19 protein-coding genes are annotated in these 25,322 nt (G+C 41.9%); 16 read left to right on the top strand and 3 right to left on the bottom strand.

Going from position 1 to position 25,322, the window contains the following annotated elements:
* Positions 1-25: 25 nt before the first annotated feature.
* Positions 26-301 carry a hypothetical protein gene (locus ACQKC9_RS09810; RefSeq protein ID WP_427621631.1) on the bottom strand — a complete coding sequence of 92 codons (276 nt, stop codon included), beginning with the start codon at positions 299-301 and terminating at the stop codon, positions 26-28.
* A 315-nt stretch (positions 302-616) separates the two neighbouring features.
* Positions 617-3,523, bottom strand: a complete 2,907-nt coding sequence (uvrA, locus tag ACQKC9_RS09805; RefSeq protein WP_427621630.1) for an excinuclease ABC subunit UvrA — start codon at positions 3,521-3,523, stop codon at positions 617-619.
* 715 nt (positions 3,524-4,238) lie between these two features.
* Here uvrA and ACQKC9_RS09800 point away from each other — a divergent pair.
* The 11 genes from ACQKC9_RS09800 (at position 4,239) to ACQKC9_RS09750 (ending at position 17,258) form a co-directional block, all read left to right on the top strand.
* The gene (locus tag ACQKC9_RS09800) at positions 4,239-5,603 is read left to right on the top strand and encodes an MFS transporter (RefSeq protein WP_160022262.1); all 1,365 of its coding nucleotides are present in this window, start codon (positions 4,239-4,241) and stop codon (positions 5,601-5,603) included.
* A gap of 129 nt (positions 5,604-5,732) precedes the next feature.
* Positions 5,733-6,344 (top strand): DUF3833 domain-containing protein, encoded by a 612-nt coding sequence (locus ACQKC9_RS09795; RefSeq protein ID WP_427621629.1) that lies wholly within the window; start codon positions 5,733-5,735, stop codon positions 6,342-6,344.
* Between the two features lie 331 nt (positions 6,345-6,675).
* Positions 6,676-7,275 carry a single-stranded DNA-binding protein gene (gene ssb / locus ACQKC9_RS09790; protein ID WP_427621627.1) on the top strand — a complete coding sequence of 200 codons (600 nt, stop codon included), beginning with the start codon at positions 6,676-6,678 and terminating at the stop codon, positions 7,273-7,275.
* A gap of 1,106 nt (positions 7,276-8,381) precedes the next feature.
* Complete coding sequence (locus tag ACQKC9_RS09785; protein ID WP_101204384.1) at positions 8,382-8,705, top strand: H-NS family nucleoid-associated regulatory protein; 324 nt, start codon at positions 8,382-8,384, stop codon at positions 8,703-8,705.
* Positions 8,706-8,934: 229 nt separating this feature from the next.
* A complete protein-coding gene (gene gspN, locus ACQKC9_RS09780) occupies positions 8,935-9,762 on the top strand; it encodes a type II secretion system protein N (protein ID WP_427621626.1) in 828 nt (275 codons plus the stop codon).
* Entirely contained in the window at positions 9,763-10,668 is a 906-nt protein-coding gene (locus ACQKC9_RS09775) for a type II secretion system protein N (protein WP_427621625.1), read from the top strand. It abuts the gene before it with no gap.
* Positions 10,669-10,745: 77 nt separating this feature from the next.
* Entirely contained in the window at positions 10,746-12,989 is a 2,244-nt protein-coding gene (gene gspD, locus ACQKC9_RS09770; RefSeq protein ID WP_427621624.1) for a type II secretion system secretin GspD, read from the top strand.
* 204 nt (positions 12,990-13,193) lie between these two features.
* The gene (locus ACQKC9_RS09765; protein ID WP_427621622.1) at positions 13,194-13,370 is read left to right on the top strand and encodes a hypothetical protein; all 177 of its coding nucleotides are present in this window, start codon (positions 13,194-13,196) and stop codon (positions 13,368-13,370) included.
* 161 nt (positions 13,371-13,531) lie between these two features.
* A complete protein-coding gene (locus tag ACQKC9_RS09760; RefSeq protein WP_427621621.1) occupies positions 13,532-14,464 on the top strand; it encodes a TatD family hydrolase in 933 nt (310 codons plus the stop codon).
* A 100-nt stretch (positions 14,465-14,564) separates the two neighbouring features.
* Positions 14,565-15,425, top strand: a complete 861-nt coding sequence (locus ACQKC9_RS09755; RefSeq protein WP_427621620.1) for a tRNA threonylcarbamoyladenosine dehydratase — start codon at positions 14,565-14,567, stop codon at positions 15,423-15,425.
* 30 nt (positions 15,426-15,455) lie between these two features.
* Positions 15,456-17,258 carry an ATP-binding protein gene (locus tag ACQKC9_RS09750; protein WP_427621619.1) on the top strand — a complete coding sequence of 601 codons (1,803 nt, stop codon included), beginning with the start codon at positions 15,456-15,458 and terminating at the stop codon, positions 17,256-17,258.
* A gap of 158 nt (positions 17,259-17,416) precedes the next feature.
* Here the strand turns inward: ACQKC9_RS09750 and efp are convergent, their stop codons facing one another.
* Positions 17,417-17,989 (bottom strand): elongation factor P, encoded by a 573-nt coding sequence (gene efp, locus ACQKC9_RS09745; protein WP_160022040.1) that lies wholly within the window; start codon positions 17,987-17,989, stop codon positions 17,417-17,419.
* A gap of 160 nt (positions 17,990-18,149) precedes the next feature.
* On the opposite strand from efp, the gene epmB reads away from it, so the two are divergent.
* The 5 genes from epmB (at position 18,150) to ACQKC9_RS09720 (ending at position 25,284) form a co-directional block, all read left to right on the top strand.
* Complete coding sequence (gene epmB / locus ACQKC9_RS09740; protein ID WP_427621617.1) at positions 18,150-19,157, top strand: EF-P beta-lysylation protein EpmB; 1,008 nt, start codon at positions 18,150-18,152, stop codon at positions 19,155-19,157.
* Between the two features lie 368 nt (positions 19,158-19,525).
* A complete protein-coding gene (locus tag ACQKC9_RS09735; protein WP_427621616.1) occupies positions 19,526-21,283 on the top strand; it encodes a hypothetical protein in 1,758 nt (585 codons plus the stop codon).
* A gap of 322 nt (positions 21,284-21,605) precedes the next feature.
* Entirely contained in the window at positions 21,606-23,693 is a 2,088-nt protein-coding gene (locus tag ACQKC9_RS09730; protein ID WP_427621614.1) for an EAL domain-containing protein, read from the top strand.
* An 88-nt stretch (positions 23,694-23,781) separates the two neighbouring features.
* Positions 23,782-24,216 (top strand): c-type cytochrome, encoded by a 435-nt coding sequence (locus ACQKC9_RS09725; RefSeq protein ID WP_224737767.1) that lies wholly within the window; start codon positions 23,782-23,784, stop codon positions 24,214-24,216.
* Between the two features lie 24 nt (positions 24,217-24,240).
* Positions 24,241-25,284: an AAA family ATPase gene (locus ACQKC9_RS09720; protein ID WP_427621613.1), complete on the top strand. Its 1,044-nt coding sequence runs from the start codon at positions 24,241-24,243 to the stop codon at positions 25,282-25,284.
* Positions 25,285-25,322: the final 38 nt, after the last annotated feature.

Genomic DNA, 25,322 nt, shown 5'->3' with positions numbered 1-25,322 from the left:
TCAACGATTATCTAAAAATCATTAATTATTGCGGACGGCCTTGACCATGTCCTTCAGGTTTTTTATACCCTTTTGCAGTCATACAGGCTTCTAGCTTCTTCATATCACTTTTACTTGGACGACTTTCTTTAGTCATTTTTACGCCAGCTCGTTGAGCACAATCATCCATGGCTTGCTTCATATCCGCTGACATCGCAGGTCTTTGATGGTTGCGATCGCTTACGCCATTTGATGTGCCGCCTGACGCACAGGCGCTAACGCCAACAGTAGATGCTAAGACAATAAATAGTAATTTTTTCATAGAGAATCCTTAAAATTTCCAGAGGTCGTACAAGAGTGGGTAACGTCAATTTGTGTTGGTTATATTGTTATTAACCAGTTGTTTCTATATCGTATGCGTATACGCATCATATCTAACCAGTTAAATATTAATACATTTAAATTTTAAGTATTTTTAATAAATATTAAGAAAGGTAACGTAGTGAAGTAACTTAAGTCTTAGTTTACATATCGATTTCCGTTCATAGCTTATAGTTTGCGCTTTGCCTTACACCAGCCGCAAAAAAAAAGGCCACCCTATAAAGAGTGGCCTTTTATCAATCAGGACTTAACGGTATTAGCTGACTTCTTTCATACCTTGCTCAAGCATTGGCTTTAAGAATATACCCGTGTAGGATTCTTTGACTTCAGCCACTTCCTCAGGTGTACCTTCAGCGATGATCATACCGCCACCTTTACCGCCTTCAGGGCCTAGATCAATCACCCAATCTGCCGTTTTGATAACATCCAAGTTATGTTCGATGACCACGATAGTATTACCTTTATCGCGTAGGGCATGCAGGATATTGAGCAGCTTATCGATATCATGGAAATGCAAACCAGTGGTTGGCTCATCCAAGATATAAAGCGTCTGTCCCGTATCACGTTTGGCAAGCTCACGCGCCAGTTTGACACGTTGCGCCTCGCCACCTGATAGCGTTGGCGCAGACTGACCCAAGCGAATATAGCTCAGACCGACATCCATCAATGCTTGCAGGCGACGATAGATGGCTGGTATCGCTGAGAAGAATTCAACGGCATCTTCAACGGTCATATCAAGCACATCAGCGATGGTTTTGCCTTTGTAGTGAATCTCTAGTGTCTCGCGGTTATAGCGCTTGCCTTCACAGGTATCACAGGGCACATACATATCTGGTAAGAAATGCATCTCAACCTTAATGAGACCATCACCTTGGCACATCTCACAGCGTCCGCCTTTTACGTTGAAACTAAAGCGGCCCGGTTTATAACCACGAGCACGCGCTTCTTGGGTCTGGGCAAACATCTCGCGCACAGGGGTAAACACGCCCGTATAAGTTGCTGGGTTTGAGCGCGGTGTACGACCGATTGGGCTTTGATCGATATCGACCATTTTGTCCAAATGCTCAAGACCACTGATGCTTTCAAATTTATCGGCAATCAGCGTTGAGGCATTGTTTAACTGAGTCGCTGCCAATGGCATAAGGGTACGATTAATCAAGGTTGATTTACCCGAACCTGAGACACCAGTCACACAAGTCATGATACCAACAGGAATGGTCAAATCTACATCGTGTAGGTTGTTGCCTGACGCGCCTTTTAGCTCGATGGTCATTGGTACTTTTTTGGCTTTAGCCTTACCCTTGACTTCGACATCGATGGTTTTGGCTTTATGACGGACAGTTGGAATTTCGATTTTTTTCTTACCAGACATATATTGCCCAGTCAGCGATTCTTTGTTTGACATGATGTCATCGACCGTACCTTGAGCGATCACGTGACCGCCATGTACGCCTGCACCGATACCGATATCAATCACGTGATCTGCTTGGCGAATCGCATCTTCATCATGTTCAACGACCAGTACTGTATTGCCCAAGTCACGCAAGCGCGTTAGGGTTTTTAGCAAACGGTCATTGTCACGCTGATGCAGACCGATTGACGGCTCATCAAGTACATACATCACACCCATCAGACCAGCACCGATTTGGCTAGCCAAACGAATACGCTGCGCTTCACCGCCCGATAACGTCTCGGCAGAACGAGCAAGGGTCAAATAATCTAGCCCGACGCTCACGAGGAAGTTTAGACGCTCATTAATCTCTTTAAAGATTTTTTCTGCGACTTCACCTTTATGACCGCCAATCTTTAACGTTTTATAATAGTCAGCCGCATCACCGATAGATAGCTTAACGATTTCTGCAATGGTCTGATCATCAACACGGACATTGCGTGAGATTTCATTCAGACGTGCACCATCACAAACGTTACAAGTGGTATCAGCCAGATATTTAGCCAACTCATCACGGACAAGGTTACTTTGTGTCTTAGCATAACGACGCTCTAGGTAAGGAAGCACACCTTCAAACGGTACAGTCTTATTCGTCTTGCGACCGCGCTCATCGGTAAAGTTAAAGGTCAGCTTTTCTTTACCAGAGCCGTGCATGATAAGGTCTTGCTGTTCTTTAGACAGGTCCTGCCATGGCGCATCCATATCGATTTTAAAATGCTTACAGACCGTGCTAAGCAAACCAAAATAGTACGCATGACGCTTGTCCCAACCGTTGATTGCGCCTTGGTTAAGTGACTTCTCATGATGAGTAATCAGTTTTTCAGCGGCGAAATATTGACGTTTACCGAGACCATCACAGCTTGGGCATGCGCCATATGGATTGTTAAAACTAAACATACGTGGCTCAAGCTCAGGCACCGCGCGATCACAGACAGGGCATGAATGCTTGGCTGACATCACTTGGTTTTCGTCACCGCCTTCTTTTGGATTACCATCCATAAAGTGTAGCGTGACCAGTCCTTGACCTAGACGTAACGCCGTCTCTAAGCTCTCAGCGACACGGTTGCCCAAGTCATCACGAACTTTAAAGCGATCGACCACCACTTCGATGGTATGTTTTTTCTTTTTATCTAGGGTCGGTAGCTCATCGGTGTCATAGACATCACCGTCGACGCGCACACGGACAAAACCTTGCCCAATCAGCTGCTCAAGCAAGACGGTATGCTCACCTTTACGCTCACGAATCACCGGTGCCAAGATCATAATCTTGGTGTCATCTGGCAATGCCATGACCTGATCGACCATCTCAGTGACCGACTGCGCAACCATTGGCTCACCGTGTTCAGGACAGTATGGCGTACCGATGCGTGCATATAGCAGGCGCAGATAGTCATAAATCTCGGTAATCGTACCGACGGTCGAGCGTGGGTTATGGTTGGTTGATTTTTGCTCGATAGCAATCGCAGGGGACAGACCCTCGATACTATCGACGTCAGGTTTCTCCATTTGCGAGAGGAACTGACGCGCGTAGGCCGATAAGCTCTCAACATAACGACGTTGCCCTTCGGCATATAGCGTGTCAAATGCCAATGAAGATTTACCAGAGCCAGATAGGCCAGTGATTACCACGAATTTATCTCGTGGAATGTCTAAATCGATGTTTTTTAAATTATGAGTACGTGCGCCGCGTATTGCGATATGGTCATGTGCCATCGGTTACAGGTTTCCTATTTGCTAAAAGGGGATTGGGAAATATCTCAAGCTAAAAAGTAAATACAGATCAGTAAAGTGATTGGTTAAAACGTGAATAATTCTAAATTTATGGTGTTGTTATAAGTAGTGTTGTTATAAAAGATATCGTTATAAACAAAACAGTCATTATGAACAGTGTCGTTATAAAGGGTACATATATTGATAAGGTAAAAGTTAAGCCAGCCTAGTTATTCATTTTCTATTATTGTTTGGCTTTATGTTGCTTGTCATTCCTACGACTATTTCTTATAGGACTAAGCAAATCTAAATCAAATCAATGTTAAGTAACAGGCATCGTTTGTTATGGTTTTGACCAAAATGTCATTTTATAGAAGCGTTCGTCGTTACGTAGATATATTGAGTTAGCCATTAATTGTGCTGACAACGTTTTACTTTATTGTCATGGTGACAGCATTATTCAAGGCATGACTGTGCATCTGATGCAGTTGGTAACAAAATAATCTCGTAATATGAATGGCTTGGGTTAAGGGCGCATACGTTACTGCACCAGTAAGACAAAAGTCTCGGCAACCAAACGGCGAATGTCTTATACTAGGGGGCTTGATTTATAGGCCAATGCCTTGATAAACCAGTAGTGATAAATCACGGTATGGCACAGTGTTAGTCATGAAAGATAGCAGTGAGCAACCAGCAATGATCAACCAGTGAGGCAAGTATGAATAGCGTAGAGAAGCGGGCAATCCTCGGAGTCGGTGGCATCTTTGCCTTACGTATGATTGGCTTGTTTATGATTGTGCCGGTATTTTCTGTCTACGGTGACAATTATGCACACGCGACGCCGTTTTTGATTGGTTTGGCCGTTGGTATTTATGGCTTAGGACAGGCTATCTTTCAGATACCGATGAGTTTGGCGGCTGATAAGTTTCCGCGTAAGCCTATTATCTTTCTGGGATTGATACTATTCGCTGTCGGCGGCATGATTGCAGCAAATGCGACGGATATTTATGAAGTGATCATTGGTCGAGCGCTGGCGGGTAGTGGAGCGGTCTCCGCTGTGCTTATGGCGTTACTGGCTGATGTGACTCGTGAGGAAATGCGTACCAAAGCGATGGCCACGATGGGTCTGACGATTGCGACCTCTATTATGCTCGCCTTTGCTTTTGGTCCATTATTAGTCGGCTCGCTCGGTATCTCTGGGCTGTTTTGGCTAACATCAGGATTTGCTATATTGGCGATGCTGCTATTGGTGGTTGTACCGACGCCTATGCGCGTGCTCAAGCATAATCTGGATAACAAAACCATCGGTCAACAGTTGGCCACTGTCCTTAAGATTGGCGATCTTAACCGCTTACATATCGGCATCTTTGCGCTACACCTAACGATGACGGCGATATTTGTGATATTGCCGCACCAGCTCAGTGACGTACTTGGCTTGTCAGTACGTCAGCAAGGCATGGTGTATTTGCCACTATTGTTTATTGGCTTCGCCATCGCGATACCATTTATTATCATCGCTGAAAAGAAACGCAAAATGCGTCAGGTTTTTTTGGGTGCGATTGCATTGATGACCGCCGCTTTAGCAATACTTGCGCTTGGCAGTCAGGTCGGTGTTGGTATCATATTGGGTTTGCTGCTTTATTTTATGGGCTTTAACCTGCTTGAGGCGACGATTCCTTCATGGATATCTAAGCGCGCACCAGTCGCCAACAAAGCGACCGCAATGGGGCTTAACTCTTCTAGTCAGTTCTTTGGAGCATTTGTAGGCGGGGCAATGGGTGGTCTATTATTAAGCCAGCCTAATTTGTTGGCGTGGGGCATACTGGCTATTATTATGGGTGCCGCATTGCTTATCATTATTCCCATCTCTCAGCCACCTTATCTGTCGAGCACAACGGTTACTATTCCCAAAGATATCAATATCCAAGACTGGTCACGACAAATGCTGGCAGTAGATGGCGTTGACGAGCTGGTCGTCATGGCAAAAGAGCAAGTCGCCTATTTAAAGTTAGATAAGACACAGTTGACGGATGATTCACGTCAGCAGCTATCGAGTTTGGCGCAAAGTCCGCTAGATATATAATAGTTTTATACTAATAGCTGTATATGAAGATAAAGCCAAATAGCAAAAATTGCACAGACAGCAATTTCATAAACCATCAGTATCAATAAGTAGAAACTAACTATTTATCTCTATTTAAAAGGAATTAATATGAGTAAATTTAAGATGTTGTCTGGTAATGTCATCGAAGGTAGAAAGAAGGTGCATCGCTCAATAGCTAAGTTAACAGTAGGTCTTGGTTTATCAGCCATGCTATTAACTTCTGGTTGTGCTACGCAAAATATTCAGGCGTATCAGAACACCACACCGACGCTCGACATGCATGAGTTTTTTTCGGGTCAAATCGATGGTTGGGGTATGTTCCAAGGTCGAAATGGCGAAGTCAAAAAGCGCTTTTATGTTGATATTGATGCAACCCATGAGGGAGATGATGTCATTGTCCTAAACGAGAAATTCTTGTGGGCAGATGGCACGAAATCGCAGCGTATATGGCGTCTGACTGAGCAGACAGATGGCAGCTGGAAAGGTGTGGCAGGTGATGTCATTGGCGAGGCAACAGGGAAAGTGGTTGGCAATACGTTACACTGGAATTACCTATTAGAGTTACCTGTCGAGGACAAAACCTATAAAGTGACGTTCGATGATTGGATGTATCTTATCAATGAGGATGTCATGCTCAATCGCTCAGTGATGAAAAAATTTGGCGTAGAGCTGGGTAGCGTGACGTTGAGCATGCACCGTAAGCCTTCCGATGCTAACTAAAAATTTCTAAATCACTTGATAATAAGTAAGGTGCTATGCAATATCGATAAAGGTAGACGGTGAAAGGTGAAAGGTGTTCTTCAGCGTCTTAAAATGGCAAAATAGCAGCATATTTATCTATTACCTGTTATTTATTGGACTCTACAATATCGACTAGTATATCAAGATAGAGTATCTAAGCGACATAGACTGACGTGCACCATAGGTAGCCTGTAGATATTTCGATAAAAATTGGTTAAAGTAAAATTATACAATTGATAGTGCCAACTGACGCTATCAGATAACGATTAAAACAGTTTATTAAATTATTCATAAGTAAAAGGACGGTATTATGCGCGGAGTCAATAAAGTTATCATCATCGGTAACCTCGGAGCAGATCCTGAGGCACGCCAATTTAGCAATGGCGGTAGCGTGACCAATATCTCGGTTGCGACATCAGAGCAGTGGACAGACAAGCAAAGCGGCGAAAAAAGAGAAGCGACAGAGTGGCATCGTATCGCACTTTTTAACCGTCTAGGTGAAATCGCAGCGCAATACCTGCGCAAAGGCAGCAAAGTCTATATCGAAGGTAGTTTGCGTACACGTAAATACCAAGACCAAAGTGGTCAAGACCGTTATATTACTGAGATTCGTGCTGAACAAATGCAGATGCTCGATGGTCAAACTGGCGGCGGTCAAAACCAAGGTCACAGTGGCGGCTACGATAATCAAGGTAGTCAAAACAACCAGAACAACTTTGGTCAGCAAGCAAATAATCAAATGGCACATCAAGGTGGTTACAATCAACCATCGGCTCAAGGTGGGCAAAACAGTTTTAACAATCAAGCGCCTGCTCAGCAAAACCAGTTCAATCAACCAGCACAGAAACCTGCACAATCTAAGCCTACAGCAATGCCAGACGGCCCTGTAGATGATGACATTCCGTTCTAAATCATATAAGAAAGGAAGTGTAAAGTTAATTGAATAGAAATTGACTATTAACCCTTTATTAGTAAGCTTTAGCTCTGAACCTTAGACTTAATGTTAAAAAAGCCCTGCAACTGCAGGGCTTTTTTAATGCTTGCTGTAGTTGATTCAACTTAAAAGAGATACAAGGTAACTGAGTGTAGATGTAACTGTGATACTTCAAGCAAGGTTAACGCTATAGCTCTTTTATAGAGGGTTGACCATATCTAAAAATATGATGCAGTTGATTTTTTTAACGTAGCTAAACTAAATTTTTATTAAAGAATTTTTAATTTATTTAATATGCTCTTAATATGTAAATAATTAAACTTAAGTTTATTTAGTATTGGTTTGATTCTATTGTTTTTCACATTACCTAATATGCTTACTACCTTCTATACTCTATATTGACCGTTTATACCAAAAAATAATTATGATTAATGACGTTTGGTTTTAAAAATTGCTATACTGACTTTATATGGCGTATAGTTAATATATATTGACTATCTATAAATGAAATAAATTTCGATGATAACCACCAAGTTTTTATTTGTTTCCGATTAATAAATCGAAAGCTATTTGGATAATAGATCTTTATATGAAATGGTTAACTTCTTCAGAAAGCACTATAGGAACGACATAGCAAGTTACTGAGACAATGCAGAACTATCCTCAAAATTAGCAGTATTTGAGAGTCTAGTGTACTGACTTACGACTCTATTATTTTAACAGTAGATTTTTGTCGAAATATTATTGTGAAATTCTAGCAGTAGTCAAAGTACTAGAATTTTGTTCTATTATTAGGAAATACTTTCGAAGCTATAATAGCAATATATAAAGAATAGTGACTTATGTGTTTAGATTTATCTAAAACTAATTTTATTTAAAATGGATACAATGAGCATCTGTTGCTATGTATCTTCTATTTATAGTGGATTGTTCGAGATGCCATTAGAAATTAAATACTCTTTAGAATTAATTATATTTTATGAATAGATTTAATTACTAATGAACGATTTGTTCTCTGCATTATTTCACGAAAAACAATACCTCAATAGAGGCCACACTCTTATTTTATAGTTGGATTTATTATGAGCAAAAATAACGCAATTGATTTAGAAAATTTGAACGTAGATGAGTTACGTGCTATCACTGAAAACGCTCAACAACTTATCGCCAAAAAACAACATCAACGTTTGTATGATGCCTATATGCAGTTCGAGCAGATTGCAGAAGATAGCAATGCAACGATCGAAGAGATACTGAAAGCTGGTGAAAAATTAGAGAAAAAACGCAGTATTAAATATCGTAATACTGATGATCATAGTGAAACTTGGACTGGCCGTGGTCGTAAGCCAACTTGGTTGGTTGAAGCGCTAGCAGCAGGTCGTGATATCGAAGATTTTGCTATTTAATTAGCTGTTTTCTTATAAAATGCCTTTCTGTGAACCAGCTTGAAATTGCTATTGATAATGGTTTATTTACAATCATTTAGCGATAAATAGAGCTGCTTTCGAGGAAATAAAAGCCAGTATCTTTACTGCCAGTATTTTGGCAAAAAGATACTGGCTTTTTTTCTGTCATCTATATGCCATTGTTTGTTATGATAATGACGTTTTTGTCTTATATAAGAGTTGTACGACTGTGGCCCAAGTATCTGAGTTTTCTCATAAACGTCCCCGTAAGCTCTGGTGGCTAGTGGGGTTTGTGTTGTTTGCGCTGTTTGCTGTGTTGCAAATGCCAGCAGCATGGTTACTTGAGAAATACGCGCCAGATACGCCTTATGTCCAGCATGTATCTGGAAATGTATGGCAAGGTGCTACTATTTGGCAGTTGCCTATGTCATCAACGTCGCTTACAGGTATGGCAGAATGGTCATGGAAGCCTTGGCAGCTACTCATAGGTAAGCTAGGTGCGGACGTCAATATTCACTCAGCACAGACACGGCTGAATGGACAAGTTGAACTTGGTCTGAGCTCATGGCAAGTTGACAACATGAGTGGGAAAATTGCACCTGAGACGCTAGCGAGTGTGGTCAACTGGCAGCTGCCAAATACCCCTATTCAGGTAAATAATGTATCGCTAACGCGTCAGTCTGGTAAAAGTGACGCATCTAGTAGTGAGCCTGCTGAAGACACTGGCGGATTTAGTGCAGCGGATGGACAATTGACTTGGGTTGGTGGTGAGGTGGGCTATCCTAGTGGTGGCAAAGTTTTTTATATTACGATGCCTGCTCTAAGAGCTGAGCTTAGTACAGAGCAAAAAAACAATAGAGATTTGCTCCATATCAATTTATTGAACAATCAAGATAAGCGTTTGGGTGATCTGTATCTCGATAGCGATAATATGCTCGATGTTAGTTTGACGCAGCGTTTGCTAGAGAACATGCCTGAGTATAAAGGACAAGCCCCTCAAGATACGCCAGTTGTCAGTGTGCGCCAGCCATTGCTAACTGGTTTGGGGGCGAACTAAATGTTTAATATCGCCGCAAGCCTAAAACCTGTTATCAATACTCTCAATCGTTTTTCAGGTTGGCTATTATTGTTAGCCATTGCTTGGCTATGTTGGACAGCCGCCCGTCTCTTATGGTTATTACTAGCAGCACCTTTAGCGCCTACATTGCCTTTAGCGCCTCTACAAAATAGTGCCAAATCCACCAATGATTATAGTGGCTTGTTTGCAATCTTTGCTGATCCCGATCCTATTACTGCAGCCGTGCAACCACCTCCCAACATCGAGCTCAAGGGCGTACTACTAGCCATACCTGAGAGCATGTCTTCGGCTTTACTGAATGTCAATGGTGAAGTCAAAAATTACCGCATCGGTGATGGACTAAAAGACAGCGATTATACGCTCGTGGCTGTTGATTGGAATTCAGTCATTATCGCTGATGCTAACGATAAAGAAACCGTTATTGAAATGCCAGAGGCGATGCCATTAGACCAAAGTGATATGCTAGCAAGCGGAATAAGTAATCAGCGTTTGCCAAACAATAGCATGTTGCCTACAGCGCCCCAGCCAGTACAAAGCGCTGTTCCTGAGGCAGAGGGGACAACTGGCGCAGACACTTCAAGTAATCCACAGTCGGCTATCGAAGAAGCGGTTACGGCCTTGCAAGAAAACCCTGCCAGTTATCTAAGTAGGATGGGGGTGATGGCATCAGGTGAGAGTTATCAAGTCACAGCTGCGATGCCTGCTGGCCTACGTAATCGTTTAGGGCTTGAGCCAGGCGATAAGGTACTGACCGTCAACGGACAGAGCGTAGGTAATAACCCTGCGCAAGATGCTGGTGTACTTCAGCAAGTACAGCAAGCAGGTGAAGCGCAGATAGAGATTCAACGTGGTGAGCAAGTTATTACGATTCGCCAGCAGTTCTAGCAAGGTAGGTTTTTAGCAAAATTGCTCCTTAAAAACTCAGCACATAGTAAGCAATATCACTGTAGGTAATCATCAATATGGTAAGTTTTCAGAATTTTTCAGCCACGCCTTTGTACCGTAGCCTGCAGCGTTTGATGCGCTTGTGTCGTCCACTTTGTCTGGCAGTGCCATTATGGGCTGCTAGTTTTGGTCTTGCCAATGCTGAGAGCTGGAAAGTCAATTTACAAGACGCTGATATCAAAGCTTTTATCAATGAAGTTGCGACCATCACAGATCAAAACTTTGTGCTTGATCCACGTATCAATGGTAATGTCACAGTCATCTCTAACAAAGCCTTGTCCCGTGATGAGATCTATCAGCTATTTCTGAGCGTGATGCAAGTGAATGGTATCGCCGCGATTGAATCGGGAACGACGACAAAACTGGTGCCAGATAATATTGCTAAGCAATCTGGTGTGGCAGTTGATTTACGCGGTGATAGTGTGGGTGAGTCGCTCGCCACTCGAGTTATTTATTTGACCAATACCCAAGCTGCAGAAGTATTAGGTGTTATTCGCCCATTGATGCCGCAGTCGGCTCACGCGGCCGCTGTACCTGGTGTCAATGCGCTAGTGTTGTCCGATCGAGCAGACAGCCTTAACCAACTGACAGCCCTTATCCGTGATTTAGACAGTAATGTAAATGACAGTTTGCAAGTGATACCACTGCGTCACGTCGATGCCGAGCGTATGATGGAGTTGATTAGCGCCTTAGTCTCAAATGCGGGTAGTGGACAAGCACAAGGTGGCAACAATCAGTTAAAGGTAATTGCTGATACGTCGAGCGATAGACTGCTAGTCAAAGGTAGTCCTGAAATGATTGCTAAAGTCCAAGAAATGGTCAATCAATTGGATACTACGCCGACCAGACGTTTAAGTGGTCTACGTGTTTTTCGATTAAAGTACGCTAGTGCTGGTCATATCGCCGATATGTTACGCGGCTTACTCGCTAATCAATCTATCAATAGTGCTGGCGCGACCTCGACATTAGAATCAGCTTCGCTAAATGATGCAAGTAGCACAGGCGCCGCAATTAATAATGCAGCTAGCGATAGCCTAGGTAGCAGTGCAGCTGCTGTGTCGACTAGCAGCACAAGTGGAACAAGCACAGGAGTAGGCGGTCGTCCTTTTAGTATTATCGCTGATGAAACTCAAAATGCCGTTATCGTCAATGCCGCACCTGAGCTAATGTTTGAGATTGAAGACGCGGTCAACCAATTAGACAGTCGCCGCGCACAAGTATTGATTCAAGCCGCTATTGTTGAAGTGTCAGGCGATGATGCTACTCAGCTAGGCGTTCAATGGGCGCTAGGTAACGCTAATAGTGGCTATGGAGTGGTCAACTTTAACAATGTGGGAGCCAGCGCAACGACGCTTGCAGCTGCCGCTTTAGCAGGGACAAGTACGGCAGGTATTAGCGCTGCAGCCAGCTCTATTGCAGGTGCACTGATAGGAATTGGAGACAGTCGCAAAGACAGTCAGGGCAATACAGAATTTTATGGTGCTATTTTACAGGCGCTTGACTCATCTACCAGTGCCAACTTGCTATCCATGCCATCGATTTTGACGCTGGATAATGAAAAAGCTAGTATCTTGGTTGGTCAAAACGTGCCTTTTGTCACAGGTTCTTTTACCACTAGTGGCAATAATTCAAACAACCCATTTCAGACAATTGATCGCCAAGACATTGGTATTAATCTGAATGTCATTCCTCATATTGGTGACAATGGCACGGTACGTTTAGAGGTGTCGCAAGAAGTCTCTTCAGTCGTACCAGGTAGCACGGGTAATGCCAGTGGGCTAATTACCAATAAAAGCCTTATCAACACAACCATTCTAGCGGATGATCAGCAGACAATTGCCTTGGGCGGCCTGATGCGTGACAATACCACCACACGTCAACAGAAGGTTCCTGGACTGGGCAATGTTCCAGTTATCGGTAGACTCTTTCGTTCTGACAACGACAGCACCCAAAAGAGCAATTTGATTATCTTTTTACAGCCGACTATTTTACGTGATGGTGGCGCGGTAGCGAGTGTGACTGAACGCAAATTCAATCAAATGCGAGTGTTGCAGTTGGTTATTGATAAAAACGGTACGATTAAGCAATTACCATTGAGCGGCACTGAAGGCTGGAATGGTAATGTCAGTGCGGATTACGAACTTATGCCACTCAATCCCCTTATCCCTAAACGTGATCAAGCGCCAAAGTCTACTTCGCAAGGTTTTACGAGAGTAGATAGTCCTAATAGCGGTATCACGACCTATCCTCTTAATCGTTAAAATATTAGCTCTCTATATAACGGTTAATATGATTCAACCGACATAAATTAATGTACGATGTGATAGATAGTAGTTGCATCGTACATTAGCTTGCGTATTCATAACACAGATAAACATAGACGCTTTTATATTTAGGTATATTAGTTACTAATAGAATAATGAATTACGTATTACGTTTTCCCCTACAGTAAATCAGAAGCTAAAATGACAGATGATAAAAATACAAAAAAATGGCTTGTACTAAGTGTGACTGCAATTGCGCTATTACTCATCCCTAGGCGCAGTAGTCGAAAGGACAATACGAAGACAGTAAATGACCATGATACTGTATCTAAGGGTAATGATATTGATGCTGCTCATGAAAATGCAGCTAGTAAATAGAAGCTAGTAATTAAAAAATAGAAGATTAATAATGCATCCATAGCAATATTCTTATATAAAAATACTTGTATAGTAAAAATTGCTTAGTGTTTATTACTCAATTCTATTTTCTGAAAAGTCAGTTTTGGAGTTTATTAATGTGTGGCAGAAAATCAGCGACTATGGCTGAGAGAACAGATGCTAGAGAAGCTTTAAAAAATGTCTATCCTCTTATAGATACGCATACACATTTTGATGCTCCAGTATTTGATCCTGACCGAAGACAGCAGGTAGAGCAGGCTTATAGTCAAGGTATCAGTTACTTAGTGCTAGTAGGTTATTTATACCAGTATTTTGATCGAATGTACGATATTCAAGACTTCATCAATAAAATGTCGCAATCATCTGCGACGAAAGCAAACAACCAAGATAAATGCAATGTTACAGCTCATATCGCACTTGGCTTACACCCATTTTATATTGAGCAGCATACCGATGATCATCTAATACAACTTGAGCAAATAGTGATGGAGCAACGTCCATTGGCCATTGGTGAGATTGGGTTAGATACCTTTACCGATGCAATGAAGCAGCCTGATATATTTGCTAAACAAGAAAGGTTCTTTGCGGTGCAGTTGGATATAGCAGTGGCTCATAGTCTGCCAGTGATGCTGCATATTCGTAAGGCACATGCTGAAGCGCTCGCAATATTAAAAGCGCATAAATACGATGCGCACAAATTAGGCGGTATTGCTCATAGTTTTAGCGGCGGTGAACAAGAGGCAAAGGCTTTTGTAAAATTGGGATTTAAGCTTGGTGTTACTGGTCAGATAACCAATCCGAATGCTAAAAAACTGCGCCGTGCTATTCAAGTAGCAGTTGAGAGTCATGGCATCGAATGCTTGGTCATTGAGACGGATTGTCCAGATATGACACCTATTATGTGTCAGACAACGGATGATACTGATTCATATGATAGAAATATACCAGCCAACCTGCCGTGGGTATTGGCAAGCTTGAGTGAGCTATTAGAAATACCACATGGTAAACTTGCTAAGCAGTTATGGCAAAATAGCTGTGATGCTCTGAAAGTAGACTGGGCTTATTCAATGTAACTGTGCTATTTATAAGAAAAGCATCGTTGTAATTAGAAGCTAAAAAGTATGAGCCGTATAAATGACAACCAAAATATTTGAAAAGAGAATTTGATCTGTTATGAGTAACACGCGACAACTTGAACAACCAAAATCCGTCGAAGACAGTCTTGCACAAGACGAATCGCGCCAACAAGATGAGCAGTACGATCGTCGTTTTCAAGGTACACGGACATTATATGGTACCTCTGCGGTTGATACTTTTTCGGCAGCTCATGTCTACATTATTGGTGTAGGAGGGGTTGGCTCTTGGGCAGCCGAGGCACTGGCTCGGACAGCAGTGGGAACGATTACGTTGATTGATTTAGATGTATTGATTGCGTCTAATGTCAATCGCCAATTGCCTGCATTGGACAGCACGTTTGGACAAAGTAAAATTGAAGCAATGGCAACTCGTATTAGAGAGATTAATCCTACAGTAACGTTAAATTTAGTCGATGATTTTTTGACAGTAGATAATGTCGCCACACTCCTACCAAGTCGTGAAGCAGTCAAATCTGCCAATGCTCAGGGTAGACCGATTGTTATTTTAGATTGCGTAGACGATATGAATGCGAAACTAGCAATCGCTTTACACTGTCGTTTTAATAAACTAAAGTTGGTCTGTGCGGGCGGTGCAGGTGGTAAGATAGATCCAAGTCAGATTAGAGTAAGTGATTTGCGTGACTGTTATCAAGACCCACTACTAGCCAAGCTACGCAACAAGTTACGCCACGAAAAAGGCATTAACAGTGCTTTGAAAGAAAAATTTGGTATCAAATGTGTCTATTCGACAGAGCCGCCAATTGTAGATAAAAGCTGTCAGACAGGCGGTTTGCAATGCGGCGGTTATGGCTCAGCAGTGGTCGTTACGTCAGTGGTGGCGATGATTATGGTGAGTGAAGCATTACAATTATTAATAAGACAGACGAGTCGTAACTAATACGTCTGATATTATTTAACGGAGTTTACCTTGTCTATATCTAACTCACCTCAGCAGAGCTACCCTGTCGCGGTAGATGAAATAGAGCGTATCAATAAGCTCAGAAAGTATCAGGTACTCAATGAAGATGAGGAGCCTGCATTTGATCGGCTAGTTGAACTCGTAAAGCTGTTTTTTGATGTGCCTGTAGTCACCATTACTTTTATGGATGAGGAAACCCAATATTTAAAGCCAGCCTGTCAATTCGATAGTGAAGATGAGGCTGTAAGCAAAGGGCCACGTAACACGGCTTTTTGTAATTATACAATATTGTCTGATGATGTATTAATCGTACTAGACACCTTTAAGGATAGTCGTTTTAGCCAAAGTCCCATGGTCACAGGTGCTCCGTATTTACGATTTTATGTTGGTGCACCTATTATCTTAAATGAAGACAACAAAAGGTATCGTCTAGGCACCTTATGTCTTATGGATACTGAGCCACATCAAAGTTTTAGCAGTCAAAAAGAGAAGATATTGGCGCAGTTTGCAATGATGGCCGCAGATGCGTTGAAATTACAAGATAAGCAACGCGATGCTAAGCGTGCTAATGAGATGAAATCGAGCTTTTTGGCTAATATGAGTCATGAGATTCGTACACCGATGAACGGTATTATCGGTATGGTAGAGATGTTAGGTGATACCGAACTCAGTAGCGAACAGCGTGACTATGTTGATAACATTAAAGTCTCCAATGAGCATTTAATGGTCATTATTAATGGTATTTTAGACTTATCGAAGGTTGAGTCTGGAAAAATGACGATTGATTCTATTCCATTGAATTTATCTAGCTTATGCAATGAGGTCGTCAGTTTATTTGCAATAAAGGCACGTCAAAGAGGTGTAACCTTAGATTATCATTATACTGAAACACTATCACCTTATGTAAACGGCGATCCTGTACGTCTAAAGCAGATTATCGCAAACTTGGTCAATAACGCGATCAAGTTTACGCGTGAAGGTGGTCAAGTAAGTATCGATGTCAAACATATGGACAATTGCTACTGTCCAAATAACACTGACGAAAAATTCGTGAGTACGAGTCAAGAAAAAGAAGCAAACAAAATAGAATGCGATAAAACTGGTCAGAACATGACTTTGTGTATAGAAGTAAAAGATACGGGTGTTGGTATCAAAGAGGAGTCGTTAGAGGCGATATTTGACGCTTATGACCAAGCAAATAAGTTTACTCATCGTATTTACGGTGGTACTGGACTTGGACTGTCTGTTTGTAAGTCCCTAGTCGATTTGATGGGTGGTCACATTCACGTAAACAGTGAAGTAGGGGTTGGTACGACATTTAGTGTTTTATTACCGCTGACTACTATTGATGAAAACAAGTATGAGACATGGCAAGACTCTCACGATACGACCATGATTGAACCTACGCATGAGCGGTCTGGCCATATCTTGTTGGTCGAGGATGATGCTGTCAATGCAATCATAGCTAAAAAATCCCTAACCAGCAGCGGTCATACCGTGACTCATGTTACAGATGGTCAGCAAGCAATTGAGGCTTTTGCTTTATTCCCGGACCGTTATGATGTGATATTGATGGATCATCATATGCCGATTATGGATGGAGTACAGGCAACTATTAAATTGCATGAATTATATGATCCTCAAGCGTTGCCGCCTATTATTGCCCTGACTGCCAATGCAATGGACGGCGAGCGTGAGAAATATCTGAAAGTTGGTATGCAGGACTACTGCACCAAACCTTTTAAGCAAGAGCAGTTGAATGCCTTAGTACAGTATTGGCTGATACAAAAGCAATCATTGGAAGAAGAGTAACTTACTAGATATTAGTATCAGTGCCTTTGATTAGCATCTTAATATAACTATGATCGGTAAATATAAAAAAAGCTTAACCGCCTATATGGTGGTTAAGCTTTTTTATTGATGATAGAGATATCAGTAGATATCAACTACCAGTCATGTTTAGAGCGATATTAGTTCACGCGAGTTTGGTAGTCGCCAGTACGCGTATCAACACGTACCACTTCACCTTGTTGCACAAATAATGGTACACGTACAACGGCACCTGTCTCCAATTTAGCAGGTTTACCACCACCGCCTGAAGTATCGCCGCGTACGCCAGGATCTGTTTCTACAATTTCTAACTCAACGAAGTTAGGCGGCGTGACTGACAGAGGAGCACCATTAAATAACGTAATGGTACATAGAGCATTGCTGTTTTCTTTTAACCACTTGATTGAGTCACTCATTGCGTTTTTGTCCGCTTGAATCTGCTCAAAACTCTCAGGATGCATAAAATGCCAAAACTCGCCATCGTTGTATAGATAGTTCATTTCAGTATCCATCACATCAGCAGCTTCTAGGCTGTCACCTGATTTGAAAGTTTGTTCCAGTACTTTGCCACTACGAAGGTTGCGCAACTTAACACGGTTAAAGGCTTGACCTTTACCAGGTTTGACAAACTCGTTTTCAAGAATGGCACAAGGGTTGCCATCAAGCATCACTTTTAGACCAGCTTTAAATTCATTAGTAGAAAAACTTGCCACAAGAAACTCCTAGGGGTTGTAAATATAATAGTAAGACATAGGGCTGACTGTACCAAAATTTTCTGTTATGCCAAGTATTTACGGATTAACGAGGATACTTTGATAGGCTAGACACTAAGGGCGTATAATATCGGATTTTGGGCACAGGTAATAGGCTGTCATGATAAACCATTTAATCACACAAAAAAACTGGCAAACGCAATTATCGGAAGCTATTACATCTGTCGATGAGCTATTGAGTATCCTACAGCTTGAAACAATGCGTGCAGAAGTTTACGTACCTAAGCATTTTGAACTGCGTGTGCCGCGTGGCTTTGTGGCAAAAATGGCTATTGGCGACCGTAATGATCCACTGCTTAAACAAGTGTTGCCAGACCAGAAAGAGCAAATCAATGTCACAGGCTACGTAGCAGATCCGCTAAGCGAAAACACGCAAAACCCTGTAAAAGGCTTGCTTCATAAATATCAGTCAAGAGTATTGTTAACGATTACAGGCGCGTGCGCGATTCACTGCCGTTACTGCTTTCGCCAGCATTTTGACTATAGTGCCAATATGCCGACTGCTGATGCAAAAGAAAATATCATCAACTATATTAATGCAAATCCTGAGGTCAATGAGGTAATTTTGAGTGGTGGTGATCCACTAAATGTGACTAATAGACGATTGTTTTCATGGTTAGAGACTTTGGAGTCTCTTCCGCAGATTACTACCATTCGGCTGCATACGCGTTTGCCATTGGTGATACCCGCACGCTTGGACGCTGTATTGTTAGAAAGGCTATCCCGAAGCCGCTGCCATATTGTCATGGTGATTCATTGTAATCATGCCAATGAGATAGACGTACTAACCGCTGAGTATTTGCAACGTGTCAGAGCAGCGGGGATTACGCTATTGAACCAAGCCGTGTTGTTAAAAGGTATTAACGATAATCTTGACGCGCAAGTGCAGCTTAGTCAGCGTTTGTTTACTTGTGGCGTGCTACCATACTATTTACATGTGTTGGACAAAGTGGCTGGCGCGGCACATTTTGATAGTAGTGAGCAAGCAGCGATTGAGCTTTATTGGTCATTGTTAGCATCATTGCCAGGTTATCTTGTCCCTAAGTTGGTCAGAGAGTTACCGAATAAACCCTTTAAAGTGCCGATTGATATTTACAGCAGTAGCTAATGTAGGGCACTAGATTAGCTTAGAAAAATTAGTAAACAAAGAGCGGCTTTTAAAAAAGATGCGGATAGTACCTTTAAAAACTAAAATCTAGTATTTATACTTTTTTATAAGTACAAATAGATATATGATTGGAGCAGAATATAGATTGTCAATATACCAGCTAATTAAAAAGTATATAACGCTAGTTACAAGACTCTGCCAGTATGTAGGTATTGTCAGAACGTCCTGCTAGATTTAGGCTCACAATAAATAGATATCATCACTTTTCTATAGTCGAGCTTCACAAACATTTTTTATGCCATACATGTATTTGTACTGCTGCATATTACTGATTGCCTCAGAGTGACTAATAGAGAGTAAAGATACTGATGATAACGTTATCGATGTTTCAAGAGCATTTAGATTCTACAGAGCCACTACCTGCGCTATCTAATCGCTTAGTAAATGGTCAAGAACGATACTTGTTAAAAATGTTGGCAACGCTACCTACGCTCACCCAAGAACAGCAAACAGAACATTTAGAAAGTCTACTGACAGTATTACGTGAATCCAATATGGATGAACAACAGCGTCTCAAATTAATGACAACAGTCATTGATGCCTCAGACCGACTGATTGCAGATTTTAGGCAGCACTATATCTATGAGACAGGTGCGCTTAGTCAGGATCAGATGTCTTATATCGCTCAAATGCAATCGTTACATTATTTAATTATTATGGTTTATGACAAAGTCATACGTCGTGAGACGCAGTTGTCACAAGCCTCCTTAAACCAATTTTCTGGTAAAGGTTGGCAGCGTTTTTTTGGTGCTGAGACTAAACCTGATAGCACGCTTGCTATTGCGATTTATCAATCACTATTAAGGTATCAAAAACTATTAGCAGAAGAAACACTGTGCTATCGAAAGCCTTCAAATTACCTGTGGTCTAAAGTCAATCAGTTATATTATCTTGCTCATCAGAGAAAAGTGGCTGATATTGATTTAAGTCTACATACTGTCATGAATCAAACAAACAGTATTCATCAGTTATATTGCCAAATGTGTTTGCATCACTTGTTAAATTTGCGTGCTATGAGGCGCCCGAATATCTTACTCGTACAGCGTCTATTGCCTGATTGGGCTAAACACATGGTCGCGACAATGGAGCCTGCCACCGAGACAAAAGTTTTCGTTGATCTTCATAGTAGTAATCCGCCAAGCTATCTAACAGTCAACTCTCATATCAACCCCTATGAAGATCGTCATGACTGTCTATTTATAGAACTGACACCGATAGTTGAGTATTTTGAGTCACGTAAAAAAGACTTTATCGAGGAAGGTGGTACAGTAGAATATAGTCTGCTTAATGCTATTTCGATGACCATCAGCTACCGCTATTTGCAGCCACCACTTACCTTACCAACCAAATATACTAGCAAGCAGCAGGCAAAGTTAATCACCAATTTTAATGATATACACTTCCATGTAGGTCATTCAAAAACTTTTGCCAATTTGATCGCTATCAAACATTTACGAGAAGAAGATAGGCCTTTATACGATACATTTGACAGCGAGCGTGGCCGCAGTAATGTCATAAATATTGAAAAATTTGACGACCATGACAGTTCTTCAGCATATCGTACACTGCATTTATTGCCAAAAGCTGCTGATCTCAGTAAGAATGTTGCCAACAAAAACATTCTCAATAAAGAAGGGCTTAACGTAGAACAAACTGACTCTGACGTTTCTCTAACAGCACCGCAGCCTTTACACATCATGAGTTTGATTTTAGTCTATGGCTCTGAAAGTACAGAACAACCTAATTGGTCAATAGGGGTAGTACGCTGGTTCAATGTCGACACTAAAAATCCAGAAGTGGAATGGCAAATACTCGGGCATAAAATTGTGGCATGTGGATTACGTTTGGAAGGCAGTAAAACGCGAAGTCATCATTTTGTACCAGCATTTATTCTCGGTAAAGATGAACAGCTACAGACGACTGGCACACTAATCGTACCACCTTCGTACTTTCAAGTTGATGATAGAGTCGTCATGCGTATTGGTAATAAACAAACTTCCCTACGATTAGGACGCAGGCTGATGATGACTGATAAGTTTAGTCAATATGAGGTGGCTCAGTTATAGCGCTTAGGGATGCTTAGATGTGATAGGAGTTTCAGGCCATAACGAAGAATTTATATAGATTGTCACCAGTAATATAGTAGGCGACAAAGGGCATAAGTTAATCTGCAGTTGGTCTAATTATTGTCTATAATGATAAATATTGTTACTCTGACTTTTATGATATCTATAACAATAAGATAATTATCATGGTGAAAACTCAATCTATACTGATGGGATTTATAGAATATTAACGCTAGCGTCTTTTGTGTGCTAGGTTAGTTTTAGACAAAGATGTAAAGTAACAAAATAATAGATAACAATACGTACGACTAAAAGGCTCCTTATGCGCTCTCAATCTCTTTTAAATTTATTGGTGATCAATGACGATCAGCTCTATGCTGAACGTCTTGTTCAGTTATTGAGTCCTTATTATGATAGTGTGAATTTGGGGTTTTTGGACGATAAAGAAGAGCTATTAAAACTTCTGCGCCAACCGTGGGATGTACTGGTATTTGGCAAAGCTTATAATATGAGCTTTACAGATGTGGTGAGCCTCGTACAAGAGCAAAACATCGATCTCCCAATGATCTGTTTAACGAATGAAGAGATAGCGTCGACTGCCTACAATGAGTATGAGCTACCGACTGTGATTAGTGGCACGATGGTCAAAGCGCTTGAAATGGATCAAGAAATGCCAGTGGTAATGGCTATTTGTCTGCAGCATAGTAGTTTGCGCAGTCGCCGTGAGCTAAAAACTTTACGCCAAGTGCTTTCTGAAGCAGAACAACGTGCCAATGTATTGATTAAGAACTCTAAGAGCGCGGTCGCTTATATAGACGAGGGTATCCATATATTTGCTAATGAGCCCTATCTTCAGCTATTCGGCTTTAAATCGATGAATGAAGTGGTAGGCGTGCCTATTATTGACCTGATTTCAGGTAGAGATAATGTTCAAGGGTTTAAACAGTTTTTACGTCAGTTTGACAAAGGTAGTCGCCAAGACGTTGAGTTTAATTTTGAAAGTGTACGGACAGATGGTAGTACTTTTGAAGCAAAGCTACAACTAGCATCAGCCACGTTAGAGGGCGAGCCAGTCATTCAGATTATTATTCAGCAGAATAGTAATAATAGTGCGGAGGTTGCTAAGCGTTTAGCTGAAGCTGAACGTAAAGATAATTTAACGGGCCTAGATAATCGTCGCGGTTTTGAAGATCAGATGATAGCGATACATCAGCAGGCGTCCCAAGGACTAATAACCGCAGCCCTGCTATATGTGCAGGTTGATAATGTAGGAAAAATAAGAAGTAGTTTGGGTCTACAAGGAATAGATGCAACGGTCAAACAAGTTGCCCACACGTTGACTGAGCTAGTACCTGATGGGCATGTAAGCCGTTTCAGCGATACCGCATTCACGATATTAGTAAAAAACAAGACGACGAATGATCTTGAAGAACTTGCTGCGCATATCGGTTCGTCTATAAAGGGTATGTTTATTGAAGTTGATAAACGTACAACGAATACAACAGTTAGCATTGCTATTGTCAAAATCGAAAAAAATACGGTAGAGCCTGTCATCATATTAGAACGCGCCATGGATGCTATCAGCCAAATCATGGTAGAGACTTCTAATAGTGGTGGGTCTTACCGTATATATGACCCAAGCGAACATGCCAATAGCGATGATCATGCACTTGCTGAGTCATTAGTGGATGCCATTACTAATAACCGCTTTGAGCTATCATTTCAGCCGATATACGACATCAACAACGATCGTAGCGACTTTTTTGAAGTGTATCTACGGTTACCGCTGTCAGATGCTGACAATACGGTATTAACCCCTGATCAATTTATGGCGGTGGCTAAAAAACATCAACTGTTAGAAAAGATTGATCGATGGGTGCTTATCAATGCCTGTAAGAAAATCAATGACGTCCGTAAGGTTCATCCTGAAGCCAGATTGTTAGTACAATTAACTAATGCTTCACTGGTTGATAAAAAACTGCCGATTGTCGCCAGTCAATTGATAAAAGCGGTAGGCGGCGCAGCTGGTGTATTGACACTACAGTTCAATGAAATAGATATCTCTGATCACTTAACTGTCGCGAAATCTCAATTTTCCGCACTCAGCGATGTTAGCTGTCAACTAGGTATTAATAATTTTGGCTCTTCTGTCAAATCTATTGAAATTGCCAATTTTGTCCAGCCTGATATGGTACGCTTGGCGCGCAGTTATATCCAAGATATTGGTTCAGCAGAAAATCTAGAAACGGTTAAATCTCTTATTGCGCGTACTAATGATATCAAGGTTGATGTGCTCATGCCTTATATCGAAGATGCAGCAACGATGTCGGTCGCTTGGAGTGTGGGCGCGCGCTATTTGCAAGGGTATTATTTAGAAGAGCCTAGTAGCACAATAAAGGTAGCGAGTTAAAAGGCCAATACATCATATCGTTTATGTTATGGCGATGATATTCCTCAACCAAAGATTGCTAAAAATGTCCCTTATCAATAGATATCAAATGAGCAGCCTTTTGGCTGCTGTTCTGTTGCTCACAGCTTGTGAGAAAACACCACCTGACCACCGTGCTCCTGTGACTCTACCCTTATATACTGACGGCGATGCAGACAACGGCTCGATAATTTATAAAGATGCCTGTGGTCAATGTCACCAACGTAATGCAGGTTTGAATAAAAAGGGCCCGCAGTTAATGAATATATATGGTGCGCCGGCTGCCGAGTTAAAAGATTATACCTACAGCAAAGGACTAGAAGATTCAGGTTGGGTGTGGGACGCAGAGACACTCGATCCATATATTGCAGATGCCCAAAAAGCCATGCCAGACTCCAAAATGCTGTCTGACCCGATGCCAGATGCGAAAGAGCGTGCCGATATCATTGCTTATTTATCTACGCTCCGTGCCGCTGCACCAACCGTTACAGATGATGTGAACTGACTTATCATCGCTATGACCTAAAAAATGAGCCAACAACCTACTATGACCCATGCAGCTAACGATATATCATTATCCATCTCTCAGAGAACAGCGAATCCGCTTAGCCAGTCCATCCCTAGTACGGCTGATTTTCAACACAATCAGCAGAAAATTGCACAGCTGTTAGCGCAATTAAATCAGATTGTATTGGACAAGCCGCAAGCAGTTAGGCTAGCACTCAGTTGTATCCTAGCAGGCGGTCATTTGTTATTGCAGGACTTGCCTGGTATGGGTAAGACGACTTTGGCACAGGGCTTGGCACAGCTGTTAGGTTTGAGCTTTAGCCGAGTGCAATTTACCAATGATATGTTGCCTGCTGATATTTTAGGTATGAGCATCTACGACCAAAGTAAACAGCAATTTGAGTTTCGTCCGGGACCTATCTTTACTCAGTTATTACTTGCTGATGAAATAAACCGTTCCAGTCCCAAAACGCAGAGTGCGTTACTTGAAGCGATGGAGGAGCGCCAAGTCACGCAAGATGGCCAGACTTATCCTTTGCCGCAACCTTTCTTTGTCATTGCCACTCAAAATCCATTGCAACAAGCAGGTGTCTATCCGCTCCCAGAGTCGCAGTTAGACAGATTCTTGTTATGTTTATCATTGGGTTATCCATCGCCTGCCGCAGAGCGTGAGCTGCTAAAAGGTAAAGACCGTCGCGAGCTACTCAAAGACTTGAATACGGTACTTGATACTGAAGCTGTACTACTGGCTCAGTACGCTGTCAGGCAAGTTTATGTAGCAAATACAGTACTGGATTATTTGCAAAGACTGGTTGCAAAAACTCGTGCAAGCCAAGAGTATCATGGCTTATCGCCTCGCGGCGTGTTGTCGCTACAGCGTGCTGCCCAAGCGCATGCCTATGTATCGGGATATATGGAAGTGACCCCTGAAGATATTCAAGCGGTGTTTGCTGCGGTCACTGATCATCGCCTCGGTCAGCGTTTCGTACCTGCGCATGTGACTGGTGGTCAAGCAACAAAAACCATCGCCCAACGCATCCTAGCAGAAGTGTCAGTCGTCGCTTAGCAGCTAATATGCTGTTTGACCCCATTGATTAACTGCAT

This window comes from Psychrobacter sp. NPDC078409, from assembly GCF_050268505.1.
Taxonomy (GTDB): Bacteria; Pseudomonadota; Gammaproteobacteria; order Pseudomonadales; family Moraxellaceae; genus Psychrobacter.
The sequence above is the reverse complement of the archived record's forward strand: the minus strand, read 5'-3'. Positions and strand labels throughout refer to the sequence as shown.